Origin of the sequence: Streptomyces sp. NPDC093109 (genome assembly GCF_040701725.1) — a bacterium.
In the GTDB taxonomy this organism is placed as follows: domain Bacteria; phylum Actinomycetota; class Actinomycetes; order Streptomycetales; family Streptomycetaceae; genus Streptomyces.
The window spans coordinates 207819-232529 of the sequence record NZ_JBFBEZ010000001.1 but is presented as its reverse complement, the minus strand read 5'-3'; the positions used below and the strand labels follow the sequence as shown (position 1 = coordinate 232529).

At 72.2% G+C, this 24711-nt stretch carries 21 protein-coding genes and 2 pseudogenes; 15 read left to right on the top strand and 8 right to left on the bottom strand.

All coding sequences use genetic code 11. From position 1 onward, the window contains the following. Position 1 precedes the first annotated feature (1 nt). The 4 genes from AB0389_RS01030 to rhaI form a co-directional block, all read right to left on the bottom strand. The gene (locus AB0389_RS01030) at positions 2-1024 is read right to left on the bottom strand and encodes a LacI family DNA-binding transcriptional regulator (protein WP_366393168.1); all 1023 of its coding nucleotides are present in this window, start codon (positions 1022-1024) and stop codon (positions 2-4) included. A gap of 65 nt (positions 1025-1089) precedes the next feature. Then, positions 1090-2532, bottom strand: a complete 1443-nt coding sequence (locus AB0389_RS01025; RefSeq protein WP_366393427.1) for a rhamnulokinase family protein — start codon at positions 2530-2532, stop codon at positions 1090-1092. Between the two features lie 148 nt (positions 2533-2680). Beyond that, positions 2681-4732, bottom strand: a complete 2052-nt coding sequence (locus AB0389_RS01020; protein ID WP_366393167.1) for a bifunctional aldolase/short-chain dehydrogenase — start codon at positions 4730-4732, stop codon at positions 2681-2683. Between the two features lie 66 nt (positions 4733-4798). Continuing rightward, the gene (rhaI, locus tag AB0389_RS01015) at positions 4799-5968 is read right to left on the bottom strand and encodes an L-rhamnose isomerase (protein WP_366393166.1); all 1170 of its coding nucleotides are present in this window, start codon (positions 5966-5968) and stop codon (positions 4799-4801) included. Between the two features lie 275 nt (positions 5969-6243). Here rhaI and AB0389_RS01010 point away from each other — a divergent pair, with 275 nt between their 5' ends. The 9 genes and pseudogenes from AB0389_RS01010 to AB0389_RS00970 all read left to right on the top strand — a co-directional run bounded on the left by AB0389_RS01010 (position 6244) and on the right by AB0389_RS00970 (position 15355). After that, a complete protein-coding gene (locus AB0389_RS01010; RefSeq protein WP_366393165.1) occupies positions 6244-7773 on the top strand; it encodes a sugar ABC transporter ATP-binding protein in 1530 nt (509 codons plus the stop codon). Beyond that, the gene (locus AB0389_RS01005; protein ID WP_366393164.1) at positions 7770-8837 is read left to right on the top strand and encodes an ABC transporter permease; all 1068 of its coding nucleotides are present in this window, start codon (positions 7770-7772) and stop codon (positions 8835-8837) included. The genes AB0389_RS01010 and AB0389_RS01005 overlap by 4 nt, the downstream gene beginning before the upstream one ends. After that, the gene (locus AB0389_RS01000; protein WP_366393163.1) at positions 8821-9894 is read left to right on the top strand and encodes an ABC transporter permease; all 1074 of its coding nucleotides are present in this window, start codon (positions 8821-8823) and stop codon (positions 9892-9894) included. Before AB0389_RS01005 ends, AB0389_RS01000 begins: the two co-directional genes overlap by 17 nt. Before the next feature lie 77 nt (positions 9895-9971). After that, a complete protein-coding gene (gene rhaS / locus AB0389_RS00995; protein ID WP_366393162.1) occupies positions 9972-11069 on the top strand; it encodes a rhamnose ABC transporter substrate-binding protein in 1098 nt (365 codons plus the stop codon). Positions 11070-11089: 20 nt separating this feature from the next. Continuing rightward, positions 11090-11416 carry an L-rhamnose mutarotase gene (locus tag AB0389_RS00990; RefSeq protein WP_366393161.1) on the top strand — a complete coding sequence of 109 codons (327 nt, stop codon included), beginning with the start codon at positions 11090-11092 and terminating at the stop codon, positions 11414-11416. Positions 11417-11504: 88 nt separating this feature from the next. Further along, a pseudogene (locus AB0389_RS00985) lies at positions 11505-11651 on the top strand (Tat pathway signal sequence domain protein); the annotation flags it as partial. Between the two features lie 34 nt (positions 11652-11685). After that, on the top strand, positions 11686-13113 hold the full coding sequence (locus tag AB0389_RS00980; RefSeq protein ID WP_366393160.1) for an L-fucose/L-arabinose isomerase family protein: 1428 nt from the start codon (positions 11686-11688) through the stop codon (positions 13111-13113). Next, complete coding sequence (locus AB0389_RS00975; RefSeq protein ID WP_366393159.1) at positions 13110-14135, top strand: LacI family DNA-binding transcriptional regulator; 1026 nt, start codon at positions 13110-13112, stop codon at positions 14133-14135. Before AB0389_RS00980 ends, AB0389_RS00975 begins: the two co-directional genes overlap by 4 nt. Before the next feature lie 173 nt (positions 14136-14308). Beyond that, positions 14309-15355 carry a glycoside hydrolase family 19 protein gene (locus AB0389_RS00970; protein ID WP_366393426.1) on the top strand — a complete coding sequence of 349 codons (1047 nt, stop codon included), beginning with the start codon at positions 14309-14311 and terminating at the stop codon, positions 15353-15355. 21 nt (positions 15356-15376) lie between these two features. On the opposite strand, the gene AB0389_RS00965 is transcribed toward AB0389_RS00970, so the two are convergent. After that, the gene (locus AB0389_RS00965) at positions 15377-16360 is read right to left on the bottom strand and encodes a YihY/virulence factor BrkB family protein (protein WP_366393158.1); all 984 of its coding nucleotides are present in this window, start codon (positions 16358-16360) and stop codon (positions 15377-15379) included. 155 nt (positions 16361-16515) lie between these two features. Further along, a complete protein-coding gene (locus tag AB0389_RS00960) occupies positions 16516-17043 on the bottom strand; it encodes an Asp23/Gls24 family envelope stress response protein (RefSeq protein WP_366393157.1) in 528 nt (175 codons plus the stop codon). 212 nt (positions 17044-17255) lie between these two features. On the opposite strand from AB0389_RS00960, the gene AB0389_RS00955 reads away from it, so the two are divergent. The 5 genes from AB0389_RS00955 (at position 17256) to AB0389_RS00935 (ending at position 20408) form a co-directional block, all read left to right on the top strand. After that, on the top strand, positions 17256-17861 hold the full coding sequence (locus AB0389_RS00955; protein ID WP_366393156.1) for a sigma-70 family RNA polymerase sigma factor: 606 nt from the start codon (positions 17256-17258) through the stop codon (positions 17859-17861). Continuing rightward, the gene (locus tag AB0389_RS00950; RefSeq protein WP_366393155.1) at positions 17852-18535 is read left to right on the top strand and encodes a hypothetical protein; all 684 of its coding nucleotides are present in this window, start codon (positions 17852-17854) and stop codon (positions 18533-18535) included. The genes AB0389_RS00955 and AB0389_RS00950 overlap by 10 nt, the downstream gene beginning before the upstream one ends. Next, a complete protein-coding gene (locus AB0389_RS00945; RefSeq protein ID WP_366393154.1) occupies positions 18532-18900 on the top strand; it encodes an Asp23/Gls24 family envelope stress response protein in 369 nt (122 codons plus the stop codon). Before AB0389_RS00950 ends, AB0389_RS00945 begins: the two co-directional genes overlap by 4 nt. 90 nt (positions 18901-18990) lie before the next feature. Further along, positions 18991-19518, top strand: coding sequence for a tyrosinase family oxidase copper chaperone (locus tag AB0389_RS00940; RefSeq protein ID WP_366393153.1), 528 nt, complete (start codon positions 18991-18993; stop codon positions 19516-19518). Positions 19519-19547: 29 nt separating this feature from the next. After that, positions 19548-20408 carry a tyrosinase family protein gene (locus AB0389_RS00935; RefSeq protein ID WP_366393152.1) on the top strand — a complete coding sequence of 287 codons (861 nt, stop codon included), beginning with the start codon at positions 19548-19550 and terminating at the stop codon, positions 20406-20408. A gap of 109 nt (positions 20409-20517) precedes the next feature. On the opposite strand, the gene AB0389_RS00930 is transcribed toward AB0389_RS00935, so the two are convergent. Then, on the bottom strand, positions 20518-20784 hold the full coding sequence (locus tag AB0389_RS00930) for a chaplin (RefSeq protein WP_366393151.1): 267 nt from the start codon (positions 20782-20784) through the stop codon (positions 20518-20520). 140 nt (positions 20785-20924) lie between these two features. Beyond that, the gene (locus tag AB0389_RS00925) at positions 20925-22712 is read right to left on the bottom strand and encodes an ABC transporter ATP-binding protein (RefSeq protein WP_366393150.1); all 1788 of its coding nucleotides are present in this window, start codon (positions 22710-22712) and stop codon (positions 20925-20927) included. A 191-nt stretch (positions 22713-22903) separates the two neighbouring features. Between AB0389_RS00925 and AB0389_RS00920 the strand changes: the two are divergent. Beyond that, positions 22904-24571: pseudogene (locus AB0389_RS00920) on the top strand (SpoIIE family protein phosphatase); the annotation flags it as partial. Positions 24572-24711 lie beyond the last annotated feature (140 nt).

The following is a 24711-nucleotide window of genomic DNA, read 5'->3' as shown; positions in this document are numbered from 1 at the left end:
GTCAGCGCGCCGGGCGGCGCGTCGAGCTGCGTACCACCAACTCGGGGCGGAGTACTACCGAACGGTGCGTGTGACGCTCCGCGTCGGGCCCCGTCTCGTCCATCAGCATCTCGGCGGCCGTGCGCCCCATCGCGTCCGCCGGCTGCCGTACCGAGGTGAGCGGGACGACCGCCGCCGCGGCGAACTCGATGTCGTCGTACCCGACGATCGAGACATCGCCCGGTACGTCGACCCCGGCCCCGTACATCGCCTGGAGCACCCCCAGCGCCAGCAGGTCGTTGGCGCAGAAGACCGCGGTGGGACGCTCGGCGAGACCCAGCAGCCTGGCCCCGGCGTCGATGCCCGAGGCGACGTCCAGCCGCGCCGACTCCACATGCAGCAGGGACTCGTCCGGCAGCCCCGCCTCGCGCAGGGCGCGCAGCGCGCCCGAGTGCCGGTCCCGGCACTGGGGCAGCGACATCGGGCCGCTGATGTACGTCACCGAGCGGTGCCCCGCCGCCAGCAGATGCCGCACCGCGAGCGCGCCCCCGGTGACATCGTCCACCGAGACCGAGCAGCCCTCGGAGGCCGGCACGGCCCGGTCCACATGGACGAACGGAATGCCCCGGCGCGCGAAGTCCCGCACATTGCGGCCCGTCGCGTCCGCCGGGGTCAGCAGTACCCCGCGCACCCGCTGCTCGGCGAAGAGCGACAGGTACTCCGCCTCCTCGGCCGGGCTCCCCGCGCTGTTGCAGAGCATCACCCCGAGCCCCGTCTCCCGCGCCGCGCGCTCCGCGCCCTTCGCGACGGCGACGAAGAACGGATTCGCCATGTCGAGCACCAGAATCGCCAGAATGCGGCTCGTACCGACCCTGAGCTGACGGGCCGTCTCGCTCCGCACGAAACCGAGCTGGTCTATGACCGCCCGCACCCGCACCCGGGTGTGCTCGGACACCTTCTCCGGCCGGTTGAGCACATTCGAGACGGTGCCGACCGAGACACCGGCCATCCTGGCCACGTCCTTGATGCCGACCGTCTGCGCCACGCGTCCTGCCTGTCCTGTCGCATCCCGTGGGTCACCTCACGCGGTGTCCCTGCTCGCGCGGGTCATCATATCGGCGGACGGTTACCGAGAGCCGCCGCACGGTCCCAGTCCCGCCGGGCGCCCCGGTCGCGCGTCGGCTCGTACCGGCGGGGCTCCACCGTGGCACGCAGCAGCGCGCGCAGATCGGACAGGCCACCGCGGACGGCGCCCGCGGCACGCGCCTGTACGAGGACGTTGCCGAGCGCCGCCGCCTCCGCCGGTCCTGCCACCACGGGCAACCCGCAGGCATCGGCGGTGAGCCGGCACAGCAGCTCGTTGTGGGCGCCGCCGCCGACGATATGCACGGTGTCCACGGCCCGGCCCGACAGCCGCTGCGCGTCCTCGATCGCCCGCCGGTGGGCGAGTGCCAGCGAGTCCAGCACACAGCGGGTGATCTCGGCCGCGCTCTCCGGCGCCTTCCCGCCCGTGCGGCGCGCGGCGTCGGCGATCCGCCGCGGCATGTCCCCGGGCGGGAGGAACGCGGGGTCGTCGGCATCGACGTACGACCGCAGCCCCGGCACCTCGGCGGCCTCGGCCAGCAGCCCGTCCAGCGACCGGGGCGTGCCCTCCGCCTCCCAGGTGCGCAGGCACTCCTGGAGGAGCCACAGCCCCATGATGTTCCGCAGATAGCGGACGGTGCCGTCCACCCCCAGCTCATTGGTGAAGTTGGCCCGCCTGCTCTCCTCGGTCAGCACCGGCGCGTCCAGCTCAAGGCCGGCCAGCGACCAGGTGCCCGTGGCGACATAGGCGAAGCGGTTCCCGGACGCGGGGACCGCCGCGACGGCCGAGGCCGTGTCGTGCGAGCCGACGGCCGTCACCGGCACCGGGCCGCTCAGCCCGGTCTCGGCCAGCACGTCCGGCAGCAGGACGCCGGCCGGGTCGCCGGGGCCGCGCAGTGGTGCGAACAGCCCCAGATCGATGCCGAGCGCGTCGGCCACCGGCAGCGACCAGTTCCGCGCGCGCGGGTCGATGAGCTGCGTGGTGGACGCGTTGGTCAGCTCCGTACCGGCCTCGCCGGTCAGCCAGTACGAGATGAGGTCGGGGATCAGCAGCAGCCGGTGTGCGGCCTCCAGCGCCGCGGTCCCCCGGGCGGCGGTGAGCTGGTACAGCGTGTTGAACGGCAGGTACTGGAGCCCGGTGGCCGCGTACAGCGCGGCGGGCCCCAGCACCGCGCCGGCCTTCGCGCCCTCCCCCTCGGTACGGGTGTCCCGGTAGTGCACCGGATTTCCGAGCAGGGCGCCCGACGCGTCGAGCAGCCCGTAGTCGACGGCCCATGTGTCGACGCCGACGCTCGCCGGCGCGCGCCCGGCGGCCGCGCCGGCCGCCCGCAGCCCGTCCAGCACACCGCCGTACAGCGACAGGACGTCCCAGTGCAGGGTGCCGGCCGTCCGCACCGGCCGGTTGGGGAACCGGTGCACCTCCTGGAGGCGCAGCGTGCCGGCGCCGCGGTCGGAGACATGCCCGACCATGACACGCCCGCTGGACGCGCCGAGGTCGACGGCGGCGAAGGGAAGCGGTTCGGAGAGTGACACGGCAGACCTCGTGAGGCGGTGGGGGCGAGGGAGGAGAGAGGGAGGAGGGGGAGAGGGGGCGCGAGGCCGGCGCGGCGAGCGGGGCTCAGCGCAGGAACGCCGCCGCGACCCCCGCGTCAACCGGGATATGCAGCCCCGTCGTATGGCTCAGCTCGCCGCCCGTCAGCGCGAACACCGCGTTGGCCACATGCTCGGGCAGCACCTCCCGCTTGAGGATCGTCCGCTGCGCGTAGAACTCGCCGAGCTTCTCCTCCTCCACGCCGTACACCGCCGCGCGCTCCGCGCCCCAGCCGCCCGCGAAGATCCCGGAGCCGCGCACCACCCCGTCGGGGTTCACCCCGTTCACCCGGATCCCGAGCCCGCCCAGCTCGGCGGCGAGCAGCCGCACCTGATGGGCCTGGTCGGCCTTGGTCGCGGAGTACGCGATGTTGTTGGGGCCCGCGAACACCGCGTTCTTGGAGGCGATGTAGACGATGTCACCACCGGACTTCTGATCGGTCATCACCCGGGCCGCCTCGCGCGAGACCAGGAAGGAGCCGCGGGCCATGATGGAGTGCTGGAGGTCCCAGTCCCTGGCCGTCGTCTCCAGCAGCGGCTTCGAGATCGAGATACCGGCGTTGTTGACGACCAGGTCCACCCCGCCGAAGGCGAGCACGGCCGCGTCGAACGCCGCCCCGATCGCCTCCTCGTCCGTCACATCCACCGTCACCGCGACGGCCCGGTCCGCGCCGCCCAGCTCCTCGGCTACCGTCGCCGCGCCCTCGGCGTTGAGATCGGCCACCACCACGCACGCGCCCTCGGCGGCCAGCCGGTGCGCGATCGCCCGGCCGATCCCCGACCCCGCGCCGGTGACCAGCGCGACCCGCGAGGCCAGCGCCTTCGGGGCCGGCATCCGGCGCAGCTTCGCCTCCTCCAGCTCCCAGTACTCGATCCGGAACTTCTCCGACTCCTCGATCGGCGCGTACGAGGAGACGGCCTCGGCGCCGCGCATCACATTGATCGCGTTGAGGTAGAACTCACCGGCGACCCGGGCGGTCTGCTTGTCCTTGCCGAAGGAGAACATGCCCACCCCGGGCACCAGCACGATCGCCGGATCCGCGCCGCGCATCGCTGGCGAGCCGGGCACCGCGTGCCGCTCGTAGTACGCGCGGTACTCCTCGCGGTACGCGGTGTGCAGGGCGGCCAGCCGCTCCCGTACCTCCTCCAGTGGCGCGCCGGCCGGCAGATCGAGGACCAGCGGACGGACCTTGGTGCGCAGGAAGTGGTCCGGGCAGGAGGTGCCCAGCGCGGCCAGCCGCGGATGCTCCGCGCGGGAGAGGAAGTCGAGGACCGGATCCGTGTCCGTGAAGTGGCCCACCTGCGGCCGGTCGGTGGAGGCGATCCCGCGGATCAGCGGCGCGAGCGCGGCGGCCCGTGCGCGCCGCTGCTCCGCCGGCAGCGGCTCGTAGCCCGGCCGCACCGGACCGAAGGGCTCGGGCGCGCCCCGCTCGGCGAGGAACGCCTCGGCCGTGCGGATGATGTGCAGGGAGTTGCGCTCGCACTCCTCGGAGGTGTCGCCCCAGGCGGTGATGCCGTGGCCGCCGAGCACACAGCCGATCGCCCGCGGGCTGGCCGCCTTGACCGCGGCGATGTCCAGACCGAGCTGGAAGCCGGGGCGCCGCCAGGGCACCCAGACGACCGTGTCGCCGAAACACTCGGCCGTCAGCTTCTCGCCGTCGGCCGCGCAGGCCAGCGCGATCCCCGAGTCGGGGTGCAGATGGTCCACATGAGGGGCGTCGACCAGCCCGTGCATCGCCGTGTCGATCGACGGGGCCGCGCCGCCCTTGCCGTGCAGGCAGTAGTCGAACGCGGCGACCATCTCGTCCTCGCGGTCCACCCCCGGATAGACACCGCTCAGCGCACGCAGCCGGTCTACCCGCAGCGCCGCCAGGCCCTCCGGCCGCAGCGTCCCCAGATCGCCGCCCGATCCCTTCACCCACATCAGCTCGACGTCGTCACCCGTGACCGGGTCGGTGGCGGAGCCCTTGGCGGAGGTGTTGCCGCCCGCGTAATTGGTGTTGCGCGGATCGGCGCCGAGCCGGTGCGAACGGGCGAGCAGCTGCTCGGCCTCGGGGTGAAGACGGGGCTGGTCGGTCATCGTGTCCCTCGGTGAAGTGCGGTCTCTACGGGTGGACGGGGTACGGGCTCGGTGGCTGAGGGACTCTCAGGCACCCCAGCCGGCCTGGGTGCCGCCGACCCGCTCCGCGGCGATCCTCTTGCCGTAACCGGAGGCGTGGTACGCGGCGACCGGATCGGCGTCCGCGCCCAGCTCCGTGCGCGCCTCGGCCACCAGCGGGCGTACGTCGGTGTTGAAGGCGTCCATCAGCACCGCGTTGGCGGCCAGCACGTCCCCGGTGCGCTGCGCCGCGGCCAGCGCGTCCGCGTCGACCAGCAGCGCCTTGGCCGTGGCCTCCTGGACGTTCATCACCGAGCGGATGATCGCGGGGATCTTCTCCTCGATGTTGTGGCACTGGTCGAGCATGAACGCCGTCTCCGCCGTGTACCCGCCGCCCCTGATTACCTCGTACATGATCCGGAACAGCTGGAAGGGATCCGCGGCGCCGGCCATCAGATCGTCGTCCGCGTAGAAGCGCGAGTTGAAGTCGAACCCGCCGAGCTTCCCCTCCCGCAGCAGCAGCGCGACGATGAACTCGATATTGGTGCCCGGCGCGTGGTGCCCGGTGTCCACGACGACCTGGGCCCGCTCGCCGAGCTTGAGGCAGTGCGCGTACGCCGTGCCCCAGTCCGGTACGTCCGTGGCGTAGAAGGCGGGCTCGAACAGCTTGTACTCCAGCAGCATCCGCTGGTCGTCGCCGAGCCGTTCGTACACCGCCGACAGCGCCTCGGCGAGCCGCCCCTGGCGCGCGGAGATGTCGTCCTGGCCCGGGTAGTTGGTGCCGTCGGAGAACCAGAGCTTCAGATCGCGCGACCCGGTGGCGTCCATCACGTCCACGCACTCCAGCAGATGCCCCAGCGCCTTGCGGCGCACGGCGGCGTCCGGATGGGTGACGGAGCCGAGCTTGTAGTCGTCGTCCTGGAACACGTTCGAGTTGATGGTGCCGACCCGCACCCCCAGCTCCCGGGCCTCGGCCGCGAGGGCGGCGTAGTCGTCGACGCGGTCCCACGGAATGTGCAGGGCCACCGAAGGCGCCACGCCCGTGTGCGCGTGCACCCGGGCGGCGTCCGCCAGCTTCTCGGCCGGCGTGCGCGGCACACCGGGCTGCGTGAACACCTTGAACCGCGTACCGGAATTCCCGAACGCCCACGACGGCGTCTCGACGGACTGTGACTTCAGCGCCGCCTTCACAGCGGACACGGCGGATCGACCCGTCATCTCTCAGCGCTCCCGTGGTGCGGACTCGCCAGGCGAGTCGGTGTCGCGATTCCTTATGAATCGTTTCATCGCGGTGAAGCTATGGGAGTGGACCACGCGTGTCAACCCTCCGCGCAGCGCCCGCGGGAGCCGCCCGGCGCACTGCGGAATCCCCGGAAAATGTCGTGCGCGGCCCATTGACGCCGTCCGTCGGCGACGTTTAGCTTCCGTGCAACTTCTTTGAAACCTTTCACGGCGGGGTGGTGCTCTCCGGCCATCGCTGCTGAGGAGCCCCCATGAACCAGCCCGCCACAGGTCCCGCCCCGGTCCTGGCCCTCAAGGACGTGAGCAAGTCCTTCGGCGCTGTCAGGGCTTTGCGTGATGTCTCCCTGCGTCTGCTCCCCGGCGAGGTCCACGCCCTCGCCGGGGAGAACGGCGCGGGCAAGTCCACTCTGATCAAGACGCTCGCCGGGGTGTACCGGCCCGACAGCGGGTCCGTGCTGCTCGACGGCGAGCCCGTCGTCTTCCACGGTCCGGCCGACGCCCGGGACGCCGGTATCGCCGTCATCTACCAGGAGCCGACGCTCTTCCCCGATCTGTCGATCGCGGAGAACATCTTCATGGGCCGCCAGCCCCGCAGGTCGTTCGGCCGTATCGACCGCGGGGCCGTACGGGACACCACCGCCGCCCTGATGAAGCGCCTCGGCGTCGACCTCGAACCCGACCGGCCCGCCCGCGGCCTCTCCATCGCCGACCAGCAGATCGTCGAGATCGCCAAGGCGCTCTCCTTCGACGCGCGCGTCCTCATCATGGACGAACCGACCGCGGCCCTCACCGGCGGCGAGACCGCCCGGCTCTTCTCCGTCGTGCGCACCCTGCGGGACGAGGGCGCCGCCGTCCTGTTCATCTCCCACCGGCTGGAGGAGATCTTCGCGCTCTGCCACCGCGTCACCACCCTGCGGGACGGCCGCTGGATCTCCTCGCAGCCACTGGCCGGACTCACCGAGGACGACCTCGTACGCTCCATGGTCGGCCGCGACCTCGGCGAGCTGTACCCCAAACAGCGGACCACCGTCGGCGACACCGCGCTGTCGGTCCGGCGGCTGACCCGCGAAGGCGTCTTCCACGACATCTCCTTCGACGTGCGGCGCGGCGAGATCGTCGCGCTCGCCGGGCTGGTCGGCGCGGGCCGCAGCGAGGTCGCCCAGGCCGTCTTCGGAGTCGACCGGGCCGACGCCGGCGAGGTCGTCGTCGACGGCCGGGCGCTCCCCGCCGGCTCGCCGACCGCCGCCATGGCGGCCGGACTCGCGCTGGTCCCGGAGGACCGGCGGCAGCGCGGACTGGTGATGGACATGTCCATCGAACGGAATATCGCGCTCACCGGCCTCGACCGGCTGGGCCGCGCCGGTCTCGTACGCCGCCCGCTGGAGCGCGGCCGGGCCGCGGACTGGGCCGTACGCCTCCAGCTCAAGTACAACCGGCTCGCCGACCCCGTCGGCGTGCTCTCCGGCGGCAATCAGCAGAAGGTGGTCCTTGCCAAATGGCTGGCCACAGAACCGGCCGTGCTCATCGTCGACGAACCCACCCGCGGGATCGACGTCGGCACCAAGGCCGAGGTGCACCGGCTGCTCTCCTCGCTGGCCGCCGAGGGGCTCGCCGTCCTCATGATCTCCTCCGACCTGCCGGAGGTCCTCGGCATGGCCGACCGGGTGCTCGTCATGCACGAGGGCCGGCTCACCGCCGAGATCCCGCGCGGCGAAGCGACCGAGGAGACCGTCATGGCGGCGGCGACCGGACTGGGACTGGGCGAAAGGGCCACGGCATGACCACACTTCTCGACCAGCCGCCCACCGGCACCGGCACCGGCGGCGCCCGCTCGGCGCGCTCGCTCGTGGACGCCGTGTTCCGGGCCCGGGAGATCAGCATCGCCGGCGCCCTGGCGCTGCTCATCCTCTTCACCTGGATCTCCAACCCGCGCTTCCTCGACGACCAGGGAGTCAAGGACCTCCTGCTCAACGCCTCCATTCTGGTCCTGCTCGCCGTCGGCCAGTCCGTGGTCGTCGTCACCCGCAACATCGACCTCTCCGTCGGCTCGGTCGTCGGGCTCTCCGCCTTCGCCTGCGGCAAGTTCGTCGCCGGCACCGACCACGGCGTGCTCACCGTCCTGCTGCTCGGCATCGCCCTCGGGATCGCCCTCGGGATCGCCTGCGGACTGGTCAGCGGCGCGCTGGTCAGCTTCGGCCGGGTGCCCGCGCTCGTGGTCACCCTCGGCATGCTCTACATCATCCAGGGCCTCGACTACTGGTGGGCCCAGGGCGAGCAGATCAGCGCCAACGACGTGCCCGACCGGATCCTGGGCCTCGGCAGCGGCGGCGTCCTCGGGGTGCCCTATCTGCCGCTGATCGCGCTGGCCCTGCTCGCCGGCACCGCGTACTTCCTGCGCTCCTACCGCTCGGGGCGCGAGCTGTACGCCATCGGCTCCAACCCCGAGGCCGCCCGGCTGGCCGGTGTGCCGATCCGCCGCCGCGTCCTCGGCGCGTACGCCTTCTCCGGCGCCGTCGCCGGATTCGCCGGCGCCCTGTGGCTCGCCCGCTTCGGCACGGTCGTCGCGGACAACGCCCACGGCTGGGAACTCACCGTCGTCAGCGCCGTGGTCGTCGGCGGGGTCGCCATCACCGGCGGCACCGGCACGGTCTGGGGCGCGGCGCTCGGTGCCCTGCTGCTCACCACCATCGGCAGCGCGCTGATCGTCCTGAAGGTCGACGCGTTCTGGCAGGGCGCCATCACCGGCGCACTGCTCCTCGCGGCCATCAGCGTCGACCGGATCGTCTCCCTGCGCATGACCGCAGCACTGAGGAAGAGGAGCGCCCGACATGGGAATGGCGCCTGACACGCAGACCGCGCCGCCGCCCCAGGCGACTGCACCGCACGAGCGCGGCGCGACCCCCGGCGAACGCGTCAGGGCCGTCGGACTGCGCTGGGACACGGCGGTCGGCGCCCTGCTGGTGGCGGTCTTCGTCGTGGGACTCGGCACCACCGACGGCTTCGCGTCCGGCGAGAACCTCGCCTTCGCGTTCAACGACATCGCCGAAGTCGCCCTGATCGCCCTGCCGATGACCCTGCTGGTGGTGGCCGGACAGATCGATCTCTCCGTCGCCTCCATGCTCGGTCTCGGCAGCGCGCTGACCGGCGCGCTGTGGAACGCCGGCTGGGCCTTCGAGACCATCGTCCCCGTCGTGCTCGTCGTCGGCGTCGCCGGCGGTCTCCTCAACGGCTGGCTGGTCACCAGGGTCGGGCTGCCCTCGCTCGCCGTCACGATCGGCACCCTGGCCCTCTACCGCGGTCTCGCCTCGGTGGCGCTCGGCAGCGACGCCGTCACCGACTTCCCCCGTACGTACGCGGACTGGGCCGTCGACACCACCACGATCCCCGGCACGTTCCTCACCTATCCCGTCGCGCTCTTCATCGGCCTGGCCGTCGTGACCGCGGTCCTGCTGCACTCCACCGCCTTCGGCAGGTCCCTGTTCGCCATCGGCGCGCAGGAGGAGGCCGCCTACTTCGCCGGGATCAGGGTCAAGCGCTACAAACTCATCCTCTTCGTGGTCACGGGCGCGTTCGCCGCCTTCGCCGGGATCGTCTTCACCCTCCGGTACGGCAGCGCCCGAGCCGACAACGGGCTCGGCTTCGAGATGCTCGTCATCGCGTCCGTCCTGCTCGGCGGGGTGGACTTCGACGGCGGCCGGGGCACGCTCTTCGGCGCGGTCGCCGGAGTGCTGCTGATCGGGGTCCTGAAGAACCTGCTCACCCTCAACGACGTGCCGAACGAGGTCCAGGTCATCGTCACCGGACTGCTGCTCGTCGCCTCCGTACTCACCCCGCGCGTGATCGCCGCCGCCGTCGAACGCCGGCACCGGCGCGCGGCCGACGACACCGTCCCCACGCCCTGAAGACGCCGCCCGCCGCACCGCGCACCGCCGCGCCGGACCCGCCGAGCCACCCGAACCGTCAGAAAGGCACACCCGCCATGCCGATCCGCACCGCTGCCCGACGCCGTGCAGCCGCCACCGCCGCCACCGCCTGCGCCCTCGCCGTCGTCCTGACCGCCTGCTCCGGCACCACCAAGGACAGCGCGAAGCAGGACGACAGCACCGCCGGCGCGGACGCCCCCGCCGCCGCCTCGGCCAACCCGGACGCGCCCCTCAAGAAGGACCTCAAGCTCGCGTTCCTGCCCAAGCAGATCAACAACCCCTACGAGAAGATCGTCGACGAGGCCGGAATCAAGGCCGCCGAGGAGTACGGCGCCACCGGCAAGGAGGTCGGCCCCTCCGACGCCAGCGCCTCCTCCCAGGTCTCGTACATCAACACCCTCATCCAGCAGCGCCAGGACGCCATCCTGATCGCGGCCAACGACCCGAACGCGGTGTGCGGTCCGCTCAAGCAGGCCATGAAGAAGGGCATCAAGGTCGTCGCGTACGACTCCGACACGGCCAAGGACTGCCGCCAGCTCTTCATCAACCAGGCCAGCTCCGAGCAGATCGGCCGCAGCCTGGTGCAGCACCTCGGCGAGCAGCTCGGTCACAAGGGCAAGATCGCGATCCTCTCGGCCACCCAGAACGCCACGAACCAGAACACCTGGATCGAGTTCATGAAGGAAGAGCTGAAGCTGCCCGCGTACAAGGACATGGAGCTGGTGAAGGTCGCGTACGGCGACGACGCGGACCAGAAGTCCTTCCAGCAGACCCAGGGCCTCCTCCAGGCCTACCCCGACCTCAAGGGCATCATCTCGCCCACCACCGTCGGCATCGCCGCCGCCGCCCGCTACCTCAGCGACTCCTCGTACAAGGGCAAGGTCGTCCTCAACGGCCTCGGCACCCCGAACCAGATGCGCAAGTACGTCAAGGACGGCACCGTCGAGCAGTTCTCCCTGTGGAACCCGGAGGAACTGGGCTACCTCGGCTCGTACGCCGCCGCCTCCCTGGCCTCCGGGCAGATCACCGGAGCCGAGGGCGAGAAGTTCACGGCCGGCACGCTCGGCGAGTACACCATCGGCAAGGACGGCGAGGTCATCCTCGGCGAGCCGACCGTCTTCGACAAGAAGAACATCGACAAGTTCGACTTCTGAGAGAGAGGGGGCGAGCACTCGTGCGGCGCGTCTGTTTCCTGCTGAAGGTCCGCCAGGACCGCATCACCGAGTACCGCGAGCGGCACGCCACCGTCTGGCCGGACATGCTCCGCGCCCTGTCGGAGTGCGGCTGGCACAACTACTCCCTCTTCCTGCGTGACGACGGACTGCTCGTCGGCTATCTGGAGCTGAAGGACGGGGACTTCGCGGCGGCCCAGGCGGCCATGGCGGCCACCGAGGTCAACGCCCGGTGGCAGAAGGACATGGCCCCCTTCTTCGAATCCCTCGACGGCGACCGGCCGGACGAGGCGATGAAACCGCTCACCGAGGTCTTCCACCTCGCCTGAGCGGACCCGGCAGGCCGGGTCCCGACGGGGCCCGGCCCGGCACGGGCCCCCACCGGAGTCCCACTCGCCGACGAACCAGGAGAGCGCCGGCAGCGGACCGAACGCCTTCGGCGAGGTCGTCGTGGACGGCACCCGCCTCGCGCAGGAAGGTGTTCTGTCGTACATGTACCAGCAGAGGTCGAGCGGCACCACGCCCTCGGCGCTGCGCGTCATCGACTTCCGGCTCCCGTCCTGACACAAGAAGCCGCTGTCCAGCCGAAGGAACCCTCATGACCGCACGGATCCCCGCTGTCGCCAGGAAACCCAGGATCGGCCTGGTCGCGGGCGGGCTGGGGGCGTACTGGCCCCAGTTTCCCGACCTGCTCCCGCGGCTGCGCCGATCGGCCGCCCGTGTCACGGAACGCATGCGCGCGTTCGACGCCGAGGTCGTCGACGTCGGCTTCATCTCCGACGCCGAGGAGGGCGCGGCGGCGGCCGAGCGGCTGCGCGCCGCCGACTGCGATCTGATCGTCGGCTTCCTCACCACCTATATGACGGCCACGATGCTCGTCCCCGTCGCCCAGCGCAGCGGCGCGCCCGTCCTGCTCATCAACCTCCAGCCGAGCCCGGCCATGGACCACGCGTCGTTCGACACCGGCCAGTGGCTCGCGTACTGCGGCGCCTGCCCGCTGCCCGAGATGGCCAACGCCTTCGAACGCGTCGGCGTCCCGTTCCGCTCGGTCTCCGGCCATCTGGAGGACGAGCGCGCCTGGCAGCGCATCGGCCGCTGGATCCGCGCCGCCGGGGTCCGCGCGGTGCTCAGGCGCGGCCGGCACGGGCTGATGGGACACCTCTACCCCGGCATGTACGACGTCGCCACCGACCTCACCATGGTCCCCGGGCAGCTCGGCGGCCATGTGGAGGTCGTCGAGTTCGACGATCTGCGGGTACGGGCCGAGCAGGCCGGGGACGGCGACGTCACGGCGAAGCTGGCGGAGACCCGGGAGGTCTTCGAGATCGCCGCCTCCGTGGACGAGGACGACCTGCGGTGGGCCGCGCGCGTCGCCGTCGGCCTCGACCGGCTCGTCGCGGACTTCGACCTGGACTCCCTCGCGTACTACCACCGCGGGCTGAACGGCGAGATCCACGAACGGCTCGGCGCCGGCATGATCCTGGGCTCCTCCCTGCTGACCTCGCGCGGGGTCCCGGCCTGCGGGGAGTACGAACTGCGCACCTCGCTGGCCATGCTGATCGCCGACCGCCTCGGCGCCGGCGGCTCCTTCACCGAACTCCAGGCACTGGACTTCACCGCCGGCGTGGTCGAGATGGGCCACGACGGCCCCGGACACCTCGCCATCAGCGCCCGCAAGCCGCTGCTGCGCGGACTCGGCGTCTACCACGGCAAGCGCGGCTGGGGCGTCTCCGTCGAATTCGACGTACGGCACGGACCCGTCACCCTGGTCGGACTCGGCCAGACCCGCGACGGCCGCTACCGGCTGATCGCCGCCGAGGGCGAGGTGGTCGACGGGCCGCACCTGGAGATCGGCAACACCACCTCCCGCGTCTCCTTCGGCTGCGACCCGGGCGAGTGGACCGACGCGTGGAGCGCCAGCGGGGTCGGCCACCACTGGGCCCTGGCCACCGGCGCGCTGCTGCCCGAACTGCGCGCGCTGGCCGGACTGACCGGCCTCGACCTGGTGGAAGTCGCCGTCCGATGAGACGGCCGGTGGGTATCAAGGACGTGGCCGGGGCGGCCGGTGTCTCCGTGGGCACCGTCTCGAACGTGATCAACCGTCCCGACTCCGTCACCGAGGAGACCCGCCTCCGCGTCCTGTCCGCCATCGAACGGCTCGGCTACGTACGCAGCGAATCCGCGCGCCAGCTGCGCGCGGGCCGCAGCCGCATCCTGGCCGTGCTCGTCCTCGACATGGCTAACCCGTTCTTCGTGGCCGTCGCCTCGGGCGCGGAACGCTCCGCGCGCGCCGCCGGGCTCGGGGTGATGCTCTGCAACAGCGCGGAGAGCCCGGAGGAGGAGGCCGCGTACCTCACGCTCTTCTCCGAACAGCGGGTACGGGGCGTGCTGGTCACCCCCGCCGACATGAGCGGCCGCAACCTCGACGCGTTCCGCCGCCACGGCATCCCGTTCGTCTTCGTCGACCGGGTCGTCCCCAGCGCCGACGGCTGCTCGGTCTCCGTGGACGATGTCAACGGCGGCGCGCTGGCCGTCCGCCATCTGCTGCGCCGCGGCAGCCGCGACATCGCGTACGTCAGCGGACCGATGCATCTGGCGCAGTGCCAGAACCGCCGCGACGGCGCGCTGCTGGCCCTCGCCGAGGCCGGCCTGCCGCCCGCCGCGCTGCGCCATGTCGAGGCCGCGCGGCTCGATGTCACGGCGGGCCGGGACGCCGGGGCGCGGCTGCTGGGCATGGCGCCCCGGCCGGCCGCCGTGTTCTGCGCCAACGACCTGCTCGCCCTCGGGGTCCTCCAGACCCTCTACCACGCGGGGGTACGGGTGCCCGAGGACATCGCCCTCGTCGGCTACGACGACATCGAGTTCGCCGCGGCCGCCGCCGTGCCGCTGACCTCGGTGCGCCAGCCCGCCGTTCAGCTCGGGGGCGCCGCGGCCGATCTGCTGATCGAGGAGACCGGCGACGAGGCCGCCGCGCACCGGCACCGGCGCATCGTGCTCCAGCCCGAACTGGTCGTCCGCGCCTCGACGCTGGCAGGCGCGCGCCGCTGACGGCCGAGGTGGCGGCTACGGCTACGGGCTACGGCCGCGGACTTGGTCTAGACCTTGACAGGCGTGGCCGTCTTCCGGTGTGGTTCTCTCACCCCCCATGGCGAGCGGCCGGCTCCGGCTGCCCGCCGCTCGAAGGAGTGAGACCTGTGAGACGTCCTGCGCGACAGCGTGTCATGACCCTGCTCACCGCAATGGCCTCGGCCCTCGCCCTCCTGCTGTTCCTTCCCGTCCCCTCCGCCTCCGCCGCGACCTGCGCCGCGGGCTGGAACGCGTCCGCCGTGTACACCGGCGGCAACACCGCCTCGTACAACGGCCGCAACTGGCTGGCCAAGTGGTGGACGCAGGGGGAGACCCCCGGCACCACCGACGTCTGGGCCGACCAGGGCGGCTGTGACGGCGGATCCGGCGGCGGCTCGGGCGCGTGTTCCTACCCGGCCTGGGTCGCGGGCCGCGCGTACGTCACCGGCGACATCGTCACGTACACCGACGGGAAGTACTACGTGGCGACCCACGACAACCCGGGCTACGACCCGGTGATCAGCACCTGGTACTGGTCCCCCCACACCTGCGCCGGCAACCCGACCGACCCGCCCCCGGCCGGCGGATTCGTCGTCGGCGAGGCCCAGTTCAACCAGATGTTCCCGAGCCGGAACCCCTTCTACACCTACAGCGGGCTGACCGCCGCGCTCAGCGCCTACCCGGGCTTCGCGAACACCGGCAGCGACACCGTCAAGCGCCAGGAGGCCGCCGCCTTCCTGGCCAACGTCAGCCACGAGACCGGCGGGCTGGTCCACATAGTCGAGCAGAACACCGCCAACTACCCCCACTACTGCGACACGACCCAGCCGTACGGCTGCCCGGCCGGCCAGGCCGCCTACTACGGACGCGGGCCGATCCAGCTCAGCTGGAACTTCAACTACAAGGCCGCGGGCGACGCCCTCGGCATCGACCTGCTGCGCAACCCCAACCTCGTCCAGACCGACTCGGCGGTGGCCTGGAAGACCGCTCTCTGGTACTGGAACACCCAGAGCGGACCCGGCACGATGACCCCGCACAACGCCATGGTCAACGGATACGGCTTCGGTGAGACCATCCGTTCCATCAACGGGTCCATCGAGTGCAACGGGGGCAACCCCGGGCAGGTGCAGAGCCGGATCAACAGCTACCAGAGCTTCACGCAGATCCTGGGCACCACCCCGGGAGCCAACCTGAGCTGCTGACCCGGCGGATGGGGGAGCGGCTCACTCCGTCCGCTCCTCCGCACCGGCCGGCCGGGCCGGGGCCGGCACCCGCGCGGTGTCCGCCCCGGCCGCGGTCGGACCGGCCCCGGCCGTGTCCGCCGCCGCGCCCCGCGCCAGTTCGGCGTTGAACTGGGCACCGGCCAGCAGCGACAGATTGGTGACCCAGAGCCAGACCAGGAACACGATGATCCCGGCGAGCGAGCCGTAGAGCCGGTTGTACGTTCCCGCGTGCGACGTGTACACCGCGAACCCCGCCGACGTCAGCAGCCAGAGCGCCACCGCCAGAATCCCACCGGGCAGCGCCCGCCGCAGCCGGCGCGTACCGACCGGACCCGTCCGGAACACCATCAGCACCAGCACCGCCGCCAGTGCCACCAGCAACGGCCACTTCAGCGACCGCCACACCATCGACACCGTCGTCCCCATCCCCAGCAGCCGCCCCAGCGTGGCCGCGGCCTCCCCGGTGAGGACGAGGGTGAAGGCGCTGGTCACCAGCAGCGCCAGCATGCCGAGCGCGGTCAGCGCGATCCGCGGCGCGGTCCGCCACGGCGGCCGGTGGTCCACCGCGCCGTGCATCGCGTGCAACCCCCGGCGGAACACCCCGAGATAGCTGGACGACGACCACAGCGCGCCGACCGCGCCCGCCGACCCCAGCAGCCAGGCCGCGGACCGCTGCTGCGCCATCTCCATCAGCGCGCTGCGCACCAGCGTCCGCGACTGCCCGGGCACCAGCCCCGCGGCCTGATCGGTGAACTGACCACTGGCGTCAGGGCCGATGAGCCCGATGGAGCAGACGGTGACCAGCAGCGCCGGGAAGATGGCCAGCACCGCGTAGTACGTGAGCGCCGCCGCCCGGTCCATGGCATCGTCGTTCCACAGCGCCACCGGCGTACGGCGCAGCGCGCCGGCCAGCCGGTCGCGCCACGCCCGCGCGCTCCCGCCGGCCTTTTCCACGTCCCTGCGTCCGGATTCCTCGGCGGACAACGCTGCCTCCTGCGTGCTCGACCATGCCGTCATGGTTCGACGGGCCAGGTCACAGCCTGCCTGATCGCGGCGTCGGCGCCGACCGGCGGCACCGGCGGGCGGCATCCGGGCGGCATCCTGCGGGCGGCGTCCGGCCCGGCCGGCCGGGCCGGACGTCAGGAGACCCGCGCCTCGGAGCCGCCCGTGTCGTGGTCGTCGTCCGGGAGATGTACGTCGTTGACCGTCACGTTCACCTCGACGACTTCGAGGCCCGTGATCCGCTCGACCGCCGCGATGACGTTCTCCCTGACATCGCGCGCCACCTCGGTGATCGCCACGCCGTACTCCACCACCAGGTCCAGATCGATCGCGGTCTGCCGCTCGCCGACCTCCACCTTGACACCGCGGCCCACATTGGGCCGCCCGCCGGGCACCCGGTCGCGCACGGCGCCGATGGTGCGGGAGAGCCCGCCGCCCATGTCGTACACGCCGGGGATCTCCCGCGCCGCCATCCCCGCGATCTTGACGACCACGACATCCGCGATCGAGGTCCTGCCGCGCGTGGCGGCCGGCTCGTCCGTACCCACCGCACCGGCGCCCACGGTGGTGGAGCCCACGACCGCGGAGCCCACCAGAGGGGATCCCGCGCCACCCGGTCCGGTCAGGGCCTTCTCGATCACGGGAGCTTCCTGGGTCGCTGTCATGGGACAGCCTCCTGACTTCTCGTCCGGTCGCCCGGCTCTCGGGGACTCTCGACTCGTTGGACCCACCATCGGGGACATCGTCACGCGGACACGACGGAATTCCGGAAAAATTCTTCTGAGGGCGTTCCGCGCGTGACGATGACCCGTGTCAGGTGTCCAAGCCCCCGTCCCCCGGAAATGGGGGGAACGGGGATGCCGAGAGGAGCCGCTGAGTGCCCGGCAACGGGAATCAACTGCCGGCCCACGCGCCGGACCGGGAACGGCCGCCGGAGCCGGACCGCTCCGACGACGGTCTGCTGGCCGTACGCGCGGGCGAAGGCGACGAAGAGGCGTTCGAGACGCTGGTGCGCCGGCACGGCCCGGTCATGCTCCAGCTGGCCACCCGGCTGCTGGGCAGCCGCACCGAGGCCGAGGACGCCGTACAGGACGCGTTCGTGAACGCCTGGCGGAAGCTGCCGGAGTTCCGCGGCGAATCGGCCTTCAGGACCTGGATGTACCGGATCGTCACCAACCGGTGCCTCAACCAGCTGCGCGCGCGCCGCCCGGCCACCGATCTCGACTCGGTACCCGAACCGGCCGCGCCCGAGCATCAGTCCTCGCCCGCCCGGGTCGCCGAGTCCCACGCCGCCACCCGCGCCCTGGCCGAGGCCATGGCCGGCCTCTCGCCGGAGCAGCGCGCCTGCTGGGTGCTGCGTGAGCTGCACGGACAGTCGTACGAGAACATCGCGGAAACGGTCGGAATCAGCCTTCAGGCGGTCCGCGGCCGGGTCTTCCGAGCACGCCGCTACCTGACGGAGGCGATGAGCGCATGGCGCTGAACGCGCGCCCGGGCCGCCCCGGGGAGCCGGGGGAGACACCCGGGCACGAGCAGATCCACGACGAGGAACCGCTGCCCTGCGGACGCGAACTGAGCGCCGTCTGGGAGGCGTGGGACGCCGGAGAGGCCTCCGGCGACCCCCATCTGACCACCTGCCCGCACTGCGCCGCCGCCCTGGCCGATCTGGCCGCGCTGGACGACGCCGTACGCGAGGCCCGTACGGACGAGGCACCCGACCCGGCCGGTCTCGCCGAACTGACCGGCCGCGTCATGGACATCGTCCGCCTGGAGCTGCGCCCCGGCCGGACGCTGCCGCTCGGCGGGCCCGAGGACGACGCCTGGATCGTGGAGGCCGCGGCTGCCCGCGCCTTCCGCGCCGCCGCCGAGACCCTGCCGTCCGTACGGGCCGGCAGCTGCCGGATCACCCCGCTGGACCCGGACGCCGCCCGGCGCCCGACGACGGCCGGCGCGGGCCCGGGGGACCGGGGCCCGGTCCGGGTCAGGCTGGAGGTGGCCGCCGGACTCCGGTGGCGCCTGCCGGAACTGGCCGAGTCGGTAAGGGAACGGGTGGCCGAAGCCGCCAGGGAGGCCATCGGCATCGACGTGGCGCGCATCGACGTACTGATCGTGGATGTCCTGGACGCCGCCGAGCACGAGGAGGGAGGACACCGATGAGCACACAGCGGAAGATCCAGGACGAACTGTCCCTCGCGGCGGCGGACGCCGCGCGCCGGGTCCCGGGGGTGGCGTTCCTGCGGCCCGGCATCGTCGACCGGCTCCGCGCCTCCGCGGCCTCCCGCGCCGGACGCGCCGGCACCGGTGCCGGTACGGACGGCGGTACCGCAGGGGTACGGGTACGGCCGCCGGCCGGCGGCAGGGGCGTCTGGCACATCGACATCCAGCTGGTCACGCGCGCCACGCACCGGACGCTCGACGTCACCCGCGCCGTACGGGAGACGGCCGGGGCGGCGGCGGAGGCCGTGCTGTCCGAGCCCGGCGACCGGGTGCGGATCACGGTGACGGTCACCGGCATCGTCTGACCCCGTTTCCGTCCCTCCCCGGCCGTCCGATAACCCTTGTCCCGCCGTCTCGTTGTCCCCACCGAAGGGTGTGCGACGAGCGGAGGCCAGATGACGGACGGAATCCAGACGAGGCCGGAGGGCCGGGCGGCCGGGGGCGCCGGGCCGTCCCGGAGGGACCGCACCCGGCGCCGGTTCCTGCGCGCGCTGTTCACCCTGGGGGTGGTCACGGGCACATCGGCGGCGCTGGCCCCGATCCTCCGGGCCGGCCGCTCCGGGAACGGGGACGGAGGCGGCGGCGTCGACGGGGACGGGGACGGGGACGGGGACGGCGCCGGTCCGGTGCTCGACGAGATGTACCGGGGACGACATATCCGGATCCGGGCCGGCGCCCCGGCCCCCGCCGCGGTTCCCGCCGGCTCCGCGTCCGGGCCCGCCTCCGCGCCCGTATCCGAACCCCTGCCCGACATCCGGATCGACGGGCGGCCCCTGCATCTGATGCGGCGCGCGGACGGCAGCTATCTGAGCGCGGTCAACCACTACGAACCGTTCCCGACGCCGATCGAGGCGGCGAGGGCGGCGGTGGACGACCTCAGGGGCGCCCAACTCGCGGGCACCGGACCGGTCCACCACCTCTGACCCCATCCGGACCCGGGGAGGGCCCACCCGTGTACACCAGGAAGAACCAGCGCGATCTCACCGCCGCCGAGAAGAAGAGCTTCGTCGCCGCCGTCCTCGCGGTGAAACGCTCCGGCGAGTACGAGGACTTCGTCCGGCTGCACGACCAGTACAACGTCTCCGACCAGCAGGACGGCCCGCGCGCCGGACATATGGCGCCGTCCTTCCTGCCCTGGCACCGGCGGTTCCTGCTGGAGTTCGAGCGTGCCCTCCAGCGCGTGGACCCCAAGGTGACCGTCCCGTACTGGGACTGGACGGCCGACAACACGCCCGCCGCCGGGCTCTGGGCCGAGGACTTCCTCGGCGGCACCGGCCGCGCCCGCGACCAGCAGGTGACCACCGGTCCTTTCGCCCACAAGGAGGGCAACTGGACCATCAGGAACGGTGTGACGACGGGCAAGTTCCTGACCCGTGACCTCGGCCGCCCGTCCGCCCCGGTCTCCCTGCCCAGCAGGACCGAGGTCGCCTCGGCGCTCGACGAGACGGCGTACGACGCGGAGCCCTGGGACTCGACCGTCACCACCGGCTTCCGCAACCGGCTGGAGGGCTGGATCACCGGAGACGCGCGCGGACGCAACCACAACCGGGTCCACCGCTGGGTCGGCGGCGCCATGCTCAGCACGGCCTCCCCGAACGATCCCGTCTTCTGGCTCCATCACTCCTTCGTCGATCTGCTCTGGGACCGCTGGCAGCGAGCGCACCCGGCCTCCGGCTATCTGCCCGCGCGGCGGCTGGGCGCCGGCGATCCGCAGCGCGGCCGGGTGATCAGCCTGGAGGAACCCCTCCCGCCGTGGAACGTCAAACCGTCCGAACTCCTCGGCCACAGCGGGCTCTACCGCTACGCCGAGTAGAGCCGCGCACGCGCGACGGCCCCCCGCGTTCGCACGCGGGGGGCCGTCCCTCACCGGATCACGCGGCCCGCGGGCCGCACACCGTCATTCCGCGGTCGGTGACCGTGGCTCAGTAGCCGTAGCCGCCGTGGAAGCCCGAGGTGTTGACGCAGGTGTTGCCGAACGCCGGGTTGAGCAGACCGACGACGTCGATCGTGTTGCCGCAGAGGTTGACGGGGATGTGCACCGGCACCTGGATGACATTGCCGGAGAGCACACCGGGGGAGCCGACAGCGGTGGCGCCGGCGCCGGCGTCGGCAGCGGCCATACCGGCGCCACCGGCCAGCACGGCGCCCGTGCCGACGAGAACAGCGGTTGCCTTCGCGATACGCGACATCAAGAATCTCCTTGAACGTGTGGAGCGCAGCCGCACGATGTGCGGCCTTCACGCACTTCAACGCCGTGGCCGACGCGCGGTAACGCCCAACACGCCATCCATTTCGGATCGGTTCTGTCCCCCACCTGATCGGCGCAGCCTCAGCCCGAGCGGCGCGGCTGGAGCGTGGTGGCGTACGCGCCGCCCCGGGCCAGCAGTTCCTGGTGGCTGCCCACCTCGACCACACCGCCCCGGTCCATCACGACGATCCGGTCCGCGCCCCGGATGGTGGACAGCCGGTGCGCGACGACGAACACCGTCCGGCCCCGCACCAGCTGGGACAGGGCGTCCTGGATCAGCGCCTCCGACCGGTTGTCCAGCGCCGAGGTCGCCTCGTCCAGCACCAGCACGCGCGGGTCCCTGATCAGCGCCCTGGCGATGGCGAGCCGCTGCCTCTGTCCGCCGGACAGCCGTGCGCCGCGCTGCCCGACCACCGTGTCCAGCCCCTCGGGCAGCCGTTCGACGAACTCCATCGCGTTCGCGGCGACCAGCGCCCGCCGCAGCGCGTCGTCGTCGGCGCCGCCCTCCAGGCCGTAGGTCACGTTCTCCCGGATGGACCCCTCGAAGAGGATCGACTCCTGCGGGACCACCGACAGGAAGCGCCGGTAGGTGCGCAGATCCAGCTCCGCCATGTCCGCGCCGTCCAGCAGGATCCGGCCCTCCGTGGGCCGGATGAAGCCGATGAGCAGGTTCAGGATGGTGGACTTGCCCGCGCCCGACGCCCCGACCAGGGCTATCGTCTCGCCGGGCCGTACGGAGAGGTCGAAGCCGCGCACCGACGCCTCCGTCGCCCCGGGGTAACGGAAGCCCATCCCCTCGAAGTCGATCCGGCCCCCGACCCGGTCGACGCGCGCCTTGCCCTCGTTGCTCTCCAGATCGGGCGCCTGGAGCACCTCGCCCATGGACCGTACCGACTCCAGCCCCTTGGAGATCACCGGGGTCAGCCCCATCAGGGTGGTCAGCGAGGCGGTCAGCGCCGTGAAGAAGGCGCTGATCATGACGACATCGCCCGCCGACAGGCCCAGCCAGCCGTGGTACGCGACGACCGCGGAGCCCGCGAGACAGCCGACCGCCATCGTATTGAGCAGGATCCAGGAGAGCGCCCCGAAGCGGCCGTTGAGCAGGTCGAGCCGGAACCCGGCGGACAGCACCCGCTCCAGGGTGTGGTCGACCCGGTGCAGCGCGGTCCGCTCCAGGCCGTGGGCGCGGGTGATCGGGATCAGCGTGGTCATCTCACCGACGTGCGAGGACATCCGTTCGACCTCCAGCCGGAACTCCTCGTTGTTGCTGCGGATCCGCGAGCGCAGCCGGCGCACCAGCAGCGCCGCCAGCGGGACGACGACCAGGAAGACCGGCAGCACCGCGGGGGCCCGGAAGCCGATCACCACCAGCCCGCCGACCAGTGTCATGATCGCGCCGAGCCCCATGTCGGCGCTCTGCTGGGTCATCTGCTCGACGCCCTCGACGTCCCTGACGACCTTGGTCTGGAGGACTCCGGCGCTGACCCGGGCGTGGTAGCCGATGGACAGGTACTGCATCCGGCGGCAGAGCGCCGAGCGCAGCTCCCGGCCCATGCGGCGGATGCTGGAACTCATCAGGCGCGCGTAGAGCAGCGCCAGCGGGAAGTTCAGGACGAGGACGAACACGAGGACGCCGGTGTTGTACCAGAGCTCGGCGATCGGCCGGTGCTCCACGACCACATCGATGATGTTGGCCGTGATCAGCGGCAGCAGCCAGACGGGGATGTGCTTGACGGCGAAGACCAGCACGGCGAGCGCGAGCCTGCGGCGGTCGGGCCGGAAGAGATAGGCGAGGGTACGGAGCGGGTGTTCCCCGGAGTAGTGGTGGTCCAGCGGGCTCGGACGCGGGACGGATTCGGGTTTCTGCATGGAGAGCGGAATCCTCTTCAGGGGTGGGCGGTGACGCGCTCGGCGCATGGAGGCGCGGAGGCGTGAAGACGAGTCTGCTCCCCTCCCCGGCCGATAGGAAGCGCTTTCTAAAGATGTTTCCGACGCTGCCCCGTACCACCCCCGGAGGTGCTCCGCGCGTGCCGCGGCCCGATCGGTGAGAGGCTGGCCCCATGGCCGATCGGGGTGCACCACCACCGGCCGCCACGCCGCCGCCGGACGACTGGCCCGCCCATCCGGACCTGAGCCTCGCTCTGAACCGCATGGGCAGTTTCGACTGGGATCTCGACACCGGATCGCTCCATCTCGACCCCACCGCGCTCGGCCTGTTCGGCCTGCGGCCCGACGCGTACACCGGCGATCCGGCCACCCTCACCGCCCTGATCCCGCCGCACGACGCGGCCCGCCTCAAGGCCCTGGTGGCACGGGCGCTCAAGGAGGGGATCGCCGACTACGGCGCGTACTTCCGGATCCGCGACCGGGACGGCGCACCGCACTGGACCCACACCCAGGCGCACATCCGGTACGACGCCGCGGGCCGGCCGCACCGGATCATCGGCATCGTGCGCGGCGCCCGGCACGAACTGGCCGAGATCGCCGCCAGAAGCGATCTGGACGAGGACCGGCAGCGGCTGACCGGCGTGGTCGCCCGCACCACCGCGCTGCTGGCCTCCGCCGGGACCGTCGACGACGTCCTGGACATCCTGCGGGACGAGGAGGCGCTCGGGCACCTCACGGCCGTGAGCGTGATGCTGGGGGTCGTCGAGGGCGAACGGATCCGGCTGCTCGCCGAGGCCCGCTCGGGCTCCTTCGTCCCCGAGCTGCACTACACCCGGATCGCCGACCCGTACCCGATGAGCGAGGTGGTACGCACCGGACGCCCCCGCTTCATCACCTCCCGTGCCGAGTTCCGCGCCTCCTATCCGCGGCTCTGGCCGCACATCGAACCGCTGTCGGTCTCCTCCGGCGCCTATCTCCCGCTGATCGTCGAGGCCAGGCCCATCGGCGCGCTCGGACTGCTCTACCCCCGGCCCGGCGGCTTCCACGAGGAGGAGCGCAACCTGCTGGTCGCGCTCAGCGGCGGTATCGCGCAGAGCCTCCACCGCACCAGGCTCTACGAGCAGCAGCACGACCTCGCCGAGGACCTCCAGCAGGCGATGCTGCCCCGGCACATCCCGGCCGTCAGCGGCGCGCGGACCGCCGTACGGTACCGCTCGGCGCGGATCGGCCGCAGCGTCGGCGGCGACTGGTACGACGTACTGCCGCTGCCCGGCGGCCGGGTGGGGCTGACGATCGGCGACGTCCAGGGCCATGACACCGACGCGGCGGTGGTGATGGGCCAGCTGCGGATGGCGCTGTGGGCCTACACCGCGGAGGGCCACCCGCCGGACACCGCGCTGGCCCGCGCCTCGGTCCTGCTCGGCCAGTTGGATACCGACCGCTTCGCGACCTGTACGTATGTGGAGGTCGACCTGCGTACCGGGTCGCTGCGCATCGTGCGCGCCGGGCATCTCGACCCGCTGGTGCGGCGCGCCGACGGCAGCTGCGCGTGGCTGCCCACCGCCGGCGGACTGCCGCTCGGGCTCTCCGCCGAGTTCGCCGGGCCCGGCGGGATCAGCTACCCGGTCACCCGGGGGACGCTCGGGCCCGGCGACACGATTCTGCTCTGCACCGACGGCCTGGTGGAGGAGCCGGGCACCGACCTGGGCGACAGCCTGGAGGTGCTCCGCCGGCGTGTCCTCGACGGCCCGGCCGGGCTCCCGGAACTGGCCGACCAGCTCTTCGCGGCCGTTGTGGAGCGCGACGGCGACGACGACCGGGCGCTGCTGCTCCTGCGCAGGAACGGGCCCGGGACCGGCTGAGGCGGGCCGGGCCGCCCGGCGGGTTCCGCCGCCTTCGGCACGCTTCACCGCGTGTTCTCCCCGGCGTTTGCCCGCACCCCTGGTTCATTGCTCTGTGGCGCGGCCACGGTGGCCGCCGG